At 43.9% G+C, this 12876-nt stretch carries 7 protein-coding genes; 6 read left to right on the top strand and 1 reads right to left on the bottom strand.

From position 1 onward, the window contains the following. The first annotated feature begins 294 nt into the window (after nucleotides 1-294). From QNH28_RS03515 to QNH28_RS03535, 5 genes are all read left to right on the top strand, one after another. A complete protein-coding gene (locus QNH28_RS03515) occupies nucleotides 295-864 on the top strand; it encodes an SF0329 family protein (protein ID WP_283910185.1) in 570 nt (189 codons plus the stop codon). Between the two features lie 481 nt (nucleotides 865-1345). Then, nucleotides 1346-1495 carry a six-cysteine ranthipeptide SCIFF gene (scfA, locus tag QNH28_RS03520; RefSeq protein WP_076098734.1) on the top strand — a complete coding sequence of 50 codons (150 nt, stop codon included), beginning with the start codon at nucleotides 1346-1348 and terminating at the stop codon, nucleotides 1493-1495. Between the two features lie 122 nt (nucleotides 1496-1617). Next, the gene (scfB, locus tag QNH28_RS03525) at nucleotides 1618-3012 is read left to right on the top strand and encodes a thioether cross-link-forming SCIFF peptide maturase (protein WP_283910186.1); all 1395 of its coding nucleotides are present in this window, start codon (nucleotides 1618-1620) and stop codon (nucleotides 3010-3012) included. A gap of 391 nt (nucleotides 3013-3403) precedes the next feature. Then, entirely contained in the window at nucleotides 3404-9406 is a 6003-nt protein-coding gene (locus QNH28_RS03530) for an S-layer homology domain-containing protein (RefSeq protein ID WP_283910187.1), read from the top strand. Between the two features lie 828 nt (nucleotides 9407-10234). Continuing rightward, nucleotides 10235-10483 carry a type I restriction-modification enzyme R subunit C-terminal domain-containing protein gene (locus tag QNH28_RS03535; RefSeq protein ID WP_349655055.1) on the top strand — a complete coding sequence of 83 codons (249 nt, stop codon included), beginning with the start codon at nucleotides 10235-10237 and terminating at the stop codon, nucleotides 10481-10483. Between the two features lie 483 nt (nucleotides 10484-10966). Here QNH28_RS03535 and QNH28_RS03540 read toward each other — a convergent pair whose 3' ends face one another. Next, nucleotides 10967-11935 (bottom strand): hypothetical protein, encoded by a 969-nt coding sequence (locus tag QNH28_RS03540; protein WP_283910189.1) that lies wholly within the window; start codon nucleotides 11933-11935, stop codon nucleotides 10967-10969. Nucleotides 11936-12364: 429 nt separating this feature from the next. Here QNH28_RS03540 and QNH28_RS03545 point away from each other — a divergent pair, with 429 nt between their 5' ends. After that, on the top strand, nucleotides 12365-12517 hold the full coding sequence (locus QNH28_RS03545) for a hypothetical protein (RefSeq protein ID WP_283910190.1): 153 nt from the start codon (nucleotides 12365-12367) through the stop codon (nucleotides 12515-12517). The last annotated feature ends 359 nt before the right edge of the window (nucleotides 12518-12876 follow it).

Consider the following 12876-nt stretch of genomic DNA (forward strand, 5'->3'; position numbering starts at 1 on the left):
ATCCATCCAAGCAGCAATACGACCCGCGCTGAAACTTCCTGTACCGGTTATTGAATTATCTGTCCGAGTAAGACTAATAACCGAAGTAAAAACGTTTGAGGCGTAACATAACAAGCCGATTAGGTGCCAGACCACGGGGTCTATACCTAATCGGCTTGTTTCTATGTAGACGTGACAAATAGAGGATTAGGTTATATCAAGATATTATTCAGGTTTTAGTGGGATTGTATTATGTATTGTATAATAGAACGACTGCCTCAACAGGTTTTTATAACATAAAACATAGGAGGATCCATGTCCTGGAGCAAATTAAAACAACAACTGGAGAGTTTTCTCTGTCCTGCGTTATACGGCAGGGTTGAATATCGCGCAAGCAGTTACCGTTATTTACCTGATAAATCAGGGAATTGTTATATTTCGGTAGATAAAAAGAACGTACTTAATATGAATGATAGAACTAGCTCAATTAGATGGTATCAGACGGAGCAGGAGATTAAGAATGATTCAGATCTTCAAATTCCTATCAACCATGAAGACATTGAAGCGGTTAGAAAAGATAGTAAGGGGATCATCCCGGAGGATCGGCTAATAGTCATTGCAAGAAGCAGAAAAATATCAGAAGTTGCAAAGGAGCTTTTGTCAGCACAGACATCATTAAGTAAATCGAACTTTATTGTTATAGCTACTAAGTATTTATCTATTTCCATAGAGGAGAGCTTAGAAAGCGACGATATCTTATTGAATATTCTAGCTTTAGTGGACAGACGAGTTGGAAAAAAGCGGATTTTAAACATGAGCGAGAAGATGAAGTTAAAGCATCCAAGTGTGCAATATTTTTATGAACTAAGGCGTAGTATATTATAAAAATAAATAACTTCATTGAATATTCAAGAAACACTCTCTACAAAAATCCCTAATTCTACATGACTTTTTCCCACCATAACAATAGCCATGATAATGAGAGGGATGTTCGCATATGGTGCATATGGAATCGGAGAGTGTCGCTCTACTGGTAAGGAAGGATACAGTGTTATGAAATCCTTATATTTATTGGACTTTACGGACAAGTATGAGGAAAAATCGTTGTTAAAGAGATGGCATCATTGCCGTCTCTTTTTTGTTTCACTTTTTTAGTATTGCGCTGACTCTGGTTCCCGCTACCGCATCTTACGATCACAAGTACGAAGACTGCAGCATAATTAGCGTTGATGCTTATGTTCAAGCTCTCTCTGCTCTGCTCTGCTAGGTGACGGGAATCATAGACGTACTTGCGTGAGGTTGCTACGATGTTCCATGGAAATTAAGTGAAAGTGATCACAAGAAATTACAGAAGGAGTTATTTATCGTGAAAAGAATCGTAACACTGAGCACCCGCAAACTGATGGATACCGCAAAACACGGCGGATGCGGCGCATGCCAGACATCTTGCCAGTCCGCTTGTAAAACTTCCTGCGGCGTTGCAAACCAGAAGTGTGAAAATGCAATGAACAGATAGGATTCGGAATTTTACCGCCCATTGCTCTGCTGATGGGCGGCTATTTTTAAGAAATGGACGCTTCCTCTAAAGGATGGCAAAGCCGTTTCTACTTGTGTGCAAAAGGAGCTTGATTAGTAAGCATGATTCATCAATATAAACTAAATGGATACAATATCGTGCTCGACACTTACAGTGGCTCAGTACATGTTGTTGATGACCTAGCATATGAAATTATAGCGGATTATGAGAAAACTTCTGCCGAAAAAATCGTGTCAACGCTGTTGGATAAATATAAAGATGATTCCAGCATTTCCGAGAGCGACATTCGAGAAACCATCGCGGATATCGAGGAACTTAAAAATGATGGACAGCTCTTTACAAAAGATGAGTATGAGAACCTCTCGCTCGATTTAAAAAAAAGAAAAACTTATGTCAAGGCACTCTGCCTCAATGTTGCACATACCTGTAATTTGTCATGCGACTATTGCTTCGCTAGCCAAGGGAAATACAACGGAGATAGGGCAATCATGAGCTATGAGGTTGGACAAAAAGCTATCGATTACCTGCTTGAAAATTCGGGTCATCATCGAAACCTGGACATCGACTTTTTCGGCGGGGAACCGCTTTTGGCCTGGAAAGTGGTTAAACAGATCGTAGCTTATGCAAGAAGCAAAGAACAAGAATACAAAAAGAAGTTCCGCTTCACCTTTACGACGAACGGGATGCTGCTGAACGATGAGGTCACCGAGTTTTTAAATCAGGAAATGTACAATGTCGTATTAAGCCTGGATGGAAGAAAAGAGGTTCATGACCGACTTCGCCAAACGGTTAATGGAAAAGGCAGCTACGATCATATTGTTCCGAAGTTCCAGGAATTCGTTCGTAAGCGCGGAGACCAAGAGTACTATGTACGAGGAACCTACACTCGTAACAATGTCGATTTCACCAACGATATATTTCATATTGCAGACCTTGGTTTTGACAAAATCTCTATGGAACCAGTCATCTGTGATCCAAAGGAACCCTATGCACTTACCGAGGAGGACCTGCCGGAGATCTACAACCAGTACGAAATTCTCGCCAAGGAAATGATTGGACGTGATGAGCAGGGCAAGGGGTTTACCTTTTATCACTACATGCTTGACCTCTCGGAAGGACCTTGCATCCAGAAGAGAATTACTGGCTGTGGTTCAGGAACCGAATATCTTGCTGTCACCCCTTGGGGAGAGCTTTTTCCTTGTCACCAGTTCGTCGGGGATGAAGAATACAGCATGGGAAACCTCTGGGATGGCATCACACAACCTGAGCTGCAATGTCAATTCCAAGAGAGCAACTGCTACTCGAAGCCGGAATGCAAGGACTGCTGGGCTAAACTCTACTGCAGCGGTGGTTGTCCTGCCAATGCACTGCACGCGACGGGTTCCCTCGTCGGAACCTATGACTTCAGCTGTGACGTCTTCCGCAAAAGAGTCGAATGTTCCATGATGGTAAAGGTTGATGAATCTATTAGAGCGATGGAAGAGCAATCTAGCTAGTTAACGTAACGGATGAAAAAACTCTAACCGAGAAATAGACACTTTTAAATAAAGTGCCTTTCTCGGTTTTTTTGTATTAACTAGAACTATGATCATAGATCGTTTTTTCCATCGGCAATCAGGATGAGGAATTCAAAACGTGACGGCCTAATCTGTTTAATAGACAGAGAGGGCTTTTTTAATGTGCGAATCTATGATTTTTTCTTTGAACGCAAATATATATGACTAAAGTCATATTAAATTCGTGATTTATCGTATTTTTTTTGTCGAAAATTAAACTATTTTCTAAGAAATGTCGATATAATAGGATAGAAATCTGCTTTTCTGTATTAACTGCAATTACGGAAGCGTTAACAATTATATGAATAGTCATTCGACAAGGAGGAAAGCAATGTTAAAAAAGTTAGGCAAGATTGGATTGGCTTTTATATTAGTCATTGGACTGCTGCCGATGATTTCACTCCGGGCATACGCTGCCATCCCCTCATTCACCAAAACGGTGGACTTTCCCATTCAGACTCCAGTTACAAACGCCTCGGGTAAGAATGTTTCTGATGTTGATGTTCTTCCTGACGGAAGTACCGCAGTAGTGTTGAACACATTCGCTTATCAAGGCAATTCCTATGTTTATTCTTATTTTTTAAAGATTTTTGACCGCACGGGAGCACTTAGATCAGATGTTGATCTTAGTAGTCTAATGGATACCTATTACAAAATGATTGATGTGAATATGCTTGCGCTAAGTGATGGAAGGATTCTGATTACTTACCATAAAAGCGACAGCGGCGATAACAATTTGCAATTGGGAACCGTTAGGGAGAGTACTCCCAATGCCTATTTCATGGTGCTAAACCAGTCAGGACAAAAGGTGGTCGGTCAGACACAGATTAATACATACTCTGCCGCCAGTACCCCGGCACTCACGCGCTTTGTCTCTATAACGGAATTGTCTGACGGCAATATAGCTTTTTCCTGGCAACGGAACGACAATATTAGCACGGCTACGCGTGTGTTCACTGTTGAGGGTAACCCAGTTTCGGGAGAAACACTTCTGGTTTCCCATAATGCGAGCATGTCTAATGTATCCGCTGGAGACGGTGTATATATGGTTGCTTACAATTCAGGAGTAGGACCCCAGACGGATACTGTTTATCTGAAAATATTCAGTAATAGTGGGACTCTGTTAAATACGATTAATAAAGGAATAAGAACGGATGAAAAACAGCTGTTTCTATCCACGTTGAACAACGGGAATTTCATGTTCAGCCAATATAGCTATAGAAACGGCACATCAACAGTCTCCTTATATGATAAGAACGGTACGAACAAAGGTGATTTTACGGTAAATGGCTCTCTGGGTGAATCTTCGGCTGCTATTTATAGGGATGGTGCAAATCCGGGCTTTGTAACCGTAAGTACGGACCCCACTTCTACCAATGCCATCAATGATGCGTACAACAACTTTAAAGAATGGTCGGGAACGCAGTATGCTTACCTGAATTATTATGACAATGACGGTAACTTAGTCTTTACATCGGATCAGCCGGTGGATTCCGCTCCGGTGGCTATGCAGGGTTTCAATGAAGCCACTTGGATGTACGCTGTGGAATATTATCCAAGCTTCAAATTGTATCCCACCTTTGGTGACAAGCTTGTCTTGGTGACAACCGATAATACGGATGCTGATCATTATAGAATAACCGCTAAAATATTTGAGACGGGAGCTCCGGCACCAGCGGCTATCATTGACTATGCAGCTGAGCAACTGACCGGACTGACGCCAAACAGCGCGTACTCGGTTAACAACGGTACGGCGGTAACGGCGACAGCGGATGGTAAGCTAGCTATAGACATCAGCTGGTTGGGAACGTCAGTGAGCATCGTTAAGAAAGGTGATGGCTCGACGACAACGGATAGCCCGGCACAAACGCTGACTATTCCATTCCGTCCAGGGGCACCGACTGGTGTAACGGCGACGAATGAAACGGCGATAAGTGCTAACGATGGTACATTGACTAACGTAACAACTGCGATGGAGTACAAGAAGGGTGTGGCGGGTACTTGGACGAATATTTCAGGTGCAACCGTAACGAGACTTGATCCGGACATCTACTATGTCCGGACAAAAGCGACGGTGACGGCGTTTGCGTCAGAAGCGAAGAGCATGACGGTGGCTACGTTCGTGGCAACACCGGAAGTGACACCGGCAGCCATCATTGATTATACGGCAGAGCAGTTAACCGGTCTGGTGCCAAACGGCTCGTATACGGTGAACGGTACGGCAGTAACAGCGACAACAGATGGTAAGCTGGCCATTAACAGTGGTTGGTTGGATACGTCGCTGAGCATCGTGAAAAAAGGCAATGCCTCGACGACATTGGATAGCGCGGCGCAGACGCTAAGCACTCCGCCTCGTGCAGGGGCGCCGACTGGTGTGATGGCGACGGATGAAACGGCGATCAGTGTTAACGATGGTACATTGACGAACGTGACAACCGCGATGGAATACAAGAAGGGTACAGCAGGTGCATGGACGAATGTAGCAGGTGTAACCGTAACAGGACTTTTTCCGGACACGTATTATGTGCGGACGAAAGCGACGACTACGGCATTTGCTTCAGAAGCGAAGATCGTGACGGTGGCTACGTTTGTGCCAACGCCGGAAGCGGCACCGGTAGCCACCATTGATTATGCGGCTGAGCAGTTAACAGGTTTAACGGCAAGCGGCTCGTACACGGTAAACGGGGCTTCGCTAACAGCGACAGCTGATGGCAAGCTAGCTATTGATAGCATTTGGTTGGGGACGTCATTGAGCATCGTGAAGAAGGGCAATAGTTCTACGACAACGGATAGCACAGCGCAGACGCTAAGCATTCCGATCCGTCCAGGGGCGCCGATAGGTGTAACGGCGACAGACGAAACGGCGATAAATGCTAACAATGGTACATTGACGAACGTGACAACCGAGATGGAATACAAGAAGGGTGCGGCAGGTGCATGGAAAGATGCGACGGGTGTAACCGTAACGGGACTGACTCCAGACACGTACCATGTGCGGACGAAAGCGACTGGGGCGGCATTTGCGTCAGCTTCAGTGCAAGTGGCGGTGGTTGCTTTTGTAGCAACACCGGAAGTGGCGCCGACAGCTGTTATTGATTATTCGGCCGAACAATTGACAGGTCTCACGCCAAACAGCTCGTACACAGTAAACGGAGCTTTGGTAACAGCGACAGCAGATGGCAAATTAGCTATTGGTAACAGTTGGTTGGGAACGTCGCTGAGTATTGTGAAGAAAGGCAATGGCTCGACGACAACGGATAGTGCAGCGCAGACGCTAAGTATTCCGTCCCGTTCAGGGGTGCCGACTGGTGTAACGGCGACGGATGAAACGGCGATAAATGCCAACGATGGCAAATTGACGAACGTAACAAACGCGTTGGAATACAAGAAGGGCACAGCAGGGGCATGGATAGATGTGTCGGGCACAACCGTAACAGGATTAACTCCAGACACGTACCATGTACGGACGAAAGCGACGGCGACGGCATTTGCGTCAGAATCGAAGAGCGTGACGGTAGCTACGTTCGTGCCAACACCGGAAGCGACACCAACAGCCGTCATTGATTATGTGGCAGAGCAGTTGAAAGGCTTGACGCCAAGTGGCTCGTACACGGTAAATGGTTCAGCGGTTACGGCGACAGCAGATGGTAAGCTGGACATTAATAGTAGTTGGATAGGAACATCGCTAAGCATCGTGAAGAAGGGCAACAGCTCGACGACAACGGATAGCGCGGTGCAGACGCTAAGCATTCCGTCCCGTTCAGTGGCGCCGATTGGTGTGACAGCAACGGGTGAAACGGGATTGAACACAAACGATGGTACGCTCATCAATGTTACTACTGCAATGGAATACAAGAAAGGTACAGCAGGTGCATGGACAGATGTACCTGGTACAAGCGTGACGGGGCTTACTCCAGACACGTATTATGTGCGGACGAAAGCAACAGGGATGGCATTTACCTCGGCTTCGGTGCAAGTGACGGTATCGGCATTCACGAAAATGCCAGAAGCGACGCCAGCGGCCATCATCGACTATGCTACTGAACAGTTGGCAGGCCTGATGCCAAGTGGCTCATACATGGTAAACGATACAGCGATTACGGTGCCAGTAGATGGCAAGCTGGAAATTGATAGCAGCTGGTTGGGAACGTCACTGAGCATCCTTAAGAAAGGTGACGGTTCAACAACTACGGATAGTGCGGTACAGACGTTAAGCATTCCATCTCGTGCAGCGGCTCCGGTAGGTGTGACTGTCACGGATGTGACGTACAATGGGGCTAATAATGGCACCATTCAGAATCTGACAGTCCAAATGGAATACAAAATAGGCAGCACTGGTCTTTGGACAGAAGTTACAGACACAATGATTACTGACCTTGCGCCGGACACGTATTATGTTCGGGAAAAGGCAACGGCGACAGCATTCGCATCTATTGCTGTTCAGGTTATCGTTCATGACTCGAATGCGGTCATCCCGTCCGCACCTGAAGTCACAGCAGAAGATCTGAGCAATACGATTGTTGGTCTGGACACAAGTATGGAATTTTCAGTGGACGACGGACCTTACGTGCGGTACGACGGAACCAACTTGCCGGATTTGAGTGGTGAGCACATCGTTAAGGTACGTGTGGTAGCTAGCGGGTCCGTTCCGGCGGGGCCGGCAACCACGCTGACCTTTACAATTAATATGCTTAACCCTGCGGGTGGCTTGAACGTGATCGCCATCGATCCAAGTGGCTCGGCAAATAACGGCTATACACAAATCACCGTTATACCTGCGCTGGCTGAAGGACATAAGCTCTTTTATAAGAACTTTGGCGCTGGTAGCGTAGTCGTACCAAATGTGGGAGATGTCCTGGTTGGATACACGCTTGTAGGCATTGAGGGATTGGTTCCTGCGGCCAATGGGGATATGATTGGGATTGCAGAGGTAGATGCTGACGGCAAAGTGGTGAAATACGGTAGTGCAACAGCAGCTGTGGTGGCTGATACCGTAACACCTGGTACTGATCCGGTCAGCCCAGGATCAGGAAGCAACTCGAATAGCGGAACAACCCCCGGTAACGCGAACACAGTCGTTACCGATGTGATCGTCCTTGTTAACGGTAAGGAAGAGAACGCGGGCAAAGCAACAACAACGGCCTTAGGAAACGTGGCAACAACTATTATCGTCGTCGACCCAGCTAAACTCCAAGCGAAGCTAGATGCGGAAGGTAATGGGGCGGTGGTGACCGTTCCTGTGACGCTGGATTCCAACGTCATTGTCGCTGAGTTAAATGGTCAAATAATTAAGAACATGGAGAACGCATCGGCTACTCTAGTGTTTCAGACAAGCAAAGGGACTTATACTTTGCCAGCCGACGAAATCAACATCAGTGCGTTAGCTAAGAAACTTGGAAATGGCTTGAAGCTGGAAGATATCACACTGAAGATTACGATCAGCGAATCCTCAGCATCCATGAACCAGGTAGTGGCGGGTGCGGCAAGTAGAGGTGGCTTTACACTCGTTACACCGTCACTAGATTTCACTGTTACCGCTACTTACGGTACATCGACAGTGGAAGTGAGTCAGTTCAATGCTTACGTAGAGCGGATAGTGGCACTTCCAGGTGGTATTGATCCGAATCGGATTACGACTGGAGTCGTTGTGGAGCCAGATGGCACAGTGCGCCATGTGCCGACCAGATTCGTTCTGAAGGACGGCAAATACTACGCAGTTATTAAGAGTGTGACGAACAGCTCGTATTCGGTGATCTGGCATCCGCTGACTTTTGCGGATGTGGAGAATAATTGGGCGAAGGACGCAGTGAACGATATGGGATCTCGTCTAGTAATTAATGGAGTGAACAAAACGACGTTTAACCCGAATGCAGATATCACCCGGGCAGAGTTCGCGGCGATCATCGTACGTGGTCTGGGACTGAAGCTTGGGGAAGGGAAGACAGCATTTGAGGATGTGCCAGCGAATAGCTGGTATGCAGGGGCTGTTGAAACGGCATCCAAGTACGGTCTGATCACCGGATTTGAGGACGGGACATTCCAACCGAATGCTCCAATCACACGCGAGCAGGCCATGAACATTATCGCTAAAGCGATGAAGTTAACTGGCCTTGCGGACCAGACTGGCACAGTGGATGCGACAAGTGTACTTGCTGCCTTTACAGATGCAGGCAACATAGGTGTCTGGGCTAAGGACAGCCTGGCGTTTGCAGCCAAAGCTGGCTTGATTAGCGGCCGTGGCGACAATAAGCTGGAGGCAAAGACTAATGTCACCCGTGCGGAAGTGGCAGTTCTGATTCAGCGGTTGCTGCAGAAGTCGGGGCTTATTGATTAGATCGAAATGAGTAATGGAAGAGCGGATTCAGCTTAGGCTGAATCCGCTTTTTTGTAAGATAGGGCTTCGTAAAGATCTGTTTGGAGAAGGATTGGTCAAGGCACGTTTTATTATTTTTTGTTTATTTGTGTAATTTCGGGTTCTTCCTTTATCATATGCAGCAGTCTGTCTTTATAAGATGAACCCTATCAATTGATTCGTGTTGATTTGATAGAAATAGTAATTGGACAAATTCAAGCCTTTAATAAGGAATTGGTATTTGTGAAAATGCAGTTGCAATACATAGAGAAGTATAAACATAATGCGGATTTTGTCTGCTTGCTGGAGCAGGATTAATCCAATTTGATTAAATATCTCGCACCTATTGTCTAAATGGATGATGTAGATGAGCATGCCAAACGCTTTGATAATTTAATATATGGTTTAATGCTTGCACAGGCTGAGGAATCACCTCAATAGAAGAAGGGGAAAAAACAACTGATAGAGGTGGCTACAGCCCTTTTGCAGCGTACAACTATACCGCAGGTTAGAGTAAAACTGACGCTTATTTAAACTATAGGAACAGATGAGTTCTGGGAAAGTGCTAATATACTGAATTTTGAAAAAGTACGCACGGAGCTAGGCAATATCATTAAATATTTCGTGGATGTAGGCGAAAAAAACCGATTTATAACAACCTTGTCGATGAGGTTCTTGAAGTCCACGGACGAAAAGCGATATATGAGGCTTATACCTTTGAGGATTATAAGTTCAGGTCAACCGCTTTATTGAGAATAACCGGGACAATCTTGTGATTCACAAGTTCTGTAATATATTCCGTTAACAGCTCTGGACTATGAGGCCTTGCAGAAAATCTTTACAGGCGAACTTGGCACAACTGAAGATTATCAGCGAGAATTCAAGGACACCCAGTTTGGCTTGCTGATGCGCAAAATCGCCAAACTGGAGAATGAGGCGGCAAAGGCTGCTTTTTTGGAATTCATCAATGACCAGTCGCTGAGTCAGGGGAAGATTGTCTTTGTTAAAAAGGTAATTGAGCACATAGTTCAGAGCAGTTATATCGACAATGTGTCTTAACTGATTAAACCACCGTTGACAAGCCGCAGAATTTCATTAAGTTGTTTGATGGGTCGAGGCAAAAAAGACTTGTAGAGATGGTTACACAGATTAAAGAGAATGTGGTTAGGATTATCGGGTGATGGAGGGCAGAATTTATAGTTTTGCCTAAGTTTGTGGATTATGCTCATAGTAGTTTGAAAAACATGTGCCAAACCACGATTTTCCGCGGTCTGGCTTTCATTTGATGTGCGCACATCGTATTAAGGTTGATCACTCGGAACACTTGATACATGTGGAGAGTGTAGCTCTACTGGTAATAAATATATCTTTTGATAACAATCTTCCTTTAGTATATACCCAAATCAAAACGCTACTGGAATCATAATCTAATACAATAAAGCCACCATAAAAACTCCGAATCTAATGGTCGGGGTTTCGTGGTAGCCCAACTGTTTAAATAGCGTAGAAGTATTGATAATGCTAAACAGAGAAATCACGATTTTACTTTTTATTAAATAGCCAATGTAAACCTCCGGCACTTACGCCGATAAACACCGCTGCTAAAGAAGTGTAAAAATAGAATTCTTTTGCCGCAAATGTTTTTGCAAAGTATGTTCCTAGTAATAATCCTCCAGCACCTATCATGGTCATAACACCAAAAAATATAGATTTGCTCCATTTTCTCTTTACTTCGATTAATAGTTCCACTTTATATATTGCATCATCTTCGTCTTTTGATGAAAAAGCCAGAGAAGAACTTTGGTTTCTAAACTCTATGGCTCGCGTATTCAATCTTATAAATGAAGTATCTACTTCATTCCCTTTTGGGATACCTCCGCTTAAATCTATTACTTTATCATCTTTGGTGATATCCACTTGTACACTTCCACTTGTTTTATCATAAGTTAACACTTCGGATACATACTCTTCTTCATCGTCGAGTATTAGAAAACTCCTTTTCTGTAATCTGTTGTAGTGGAACATTTTTATTTTTCTGTTTTTTACACTTTTTATTGATTTTATATAAATGAATTTAATCTGTTTAAAATAAGGCTTGATCCTTTCGATCAAATTGACCCACTTTTCAGATGATATTTGACTAATAATAATGTTTGAAACAAATGTATTTGGGGGGAATTGTGAGGGCGTATTCAATCCGTCACTAATTTCACAATTAACAAAATCCCCTAATTCCAGATAGAAATTAACATATCCAAGTTCTTCGCTAACATATACATCAATCACTTTAACTTGCCGAACCGGAATATTTCGTAAGCCTAAGTCTTCGGTAACGCTATAAAAAATGATACCTTGATCACCAATTGCAGACATAATATTACGTCTAATATCATTATCTATATCTGTCTCTTGATAACGGAACTGTATAACATATTGCTTTGGGAAAGCGAGGACTTTGTAAATATCTTCAATATATAGTTGCCTTTGCTGAGAACTAAAGAAACCTATCATTGTTATCTTCCTCTACTGTAGTTATTTCCATAATTATACTATATATAAGCCGCTTAAGTTACTACATATAGGAGGGTATTTAAAAAAAGCCTTATTGTTGGTTACTACTCATTCATTGTTGCAACTTTGCCACTTACTCAAGCTATGTATATGAAAGACCGTCTACGTAGGGAATGGCTACTAATATGACGATGTAAAGAGGACGAGAGTTAGATCAAAGCGTGTACATAGGTAACAACAATGAGGAATGTATGACTGATTAGTTGGAAGTGAGCACAGTGGCGGAAAGGATGAGCTTGTCCTTTCCGCTTTTGTCTGCATTTAAACACTTAGCCGGGAGGCCGGATAGAAAATGAATAAACTTATCGAGTTGATTATAGGAGAAGCATTCAAGGAAGGAGTGCATAAGTTGTTCGGTTAAAAGCCTGAGTGGGCCAAGGATACCGTCGGAAGTATTGGTTATCTGCTCATTATAATGATGGCGGCTTTGTACCCCATCGGTATTTATTGGCTGAAGCCACGATTAGTAGTAGGATTATTCTGGTAAGAACACATCTGCACATGGTCATTGTATCTGCTTGAATTATGGGTTAGTTACTATGTTCACAAGTTTATTCTGTATTGTTTGAAAGCGGCCCCGTTCCATACGCTAATATCGTTAGGCTTCGCTTGGTTTGTATGGCAAGCCTTTAACAGAGGCTGAATATAAGAGGTTTTTTAAAGTTACGTTACAAAAAGGGAGAATCCATGATATATATTGTCGTATAAAAAGGAAATAAGCTAAACTTATAGAGCCATTCATCATGTTTAAATGTGGAGCAGAGGTGAAAAGGCTTGGAAATACAATGTCACACCCAATAGATAGTTTTTAGGTAGAGAATAATGTTTTAGACTGGGCAATGGCCTATTAATAAGATTATTAGTTGTATATAATAAGACAA

The sequence above is a fragment of the Paenibacillus sp. G2S3 genome, from assembly GCF_030123105.1.
Lineage (GTDB): Bacteria > Bacillota > Bacilli > Paenibacillales > Paenibacillaceae > Paenibacillus_AQ.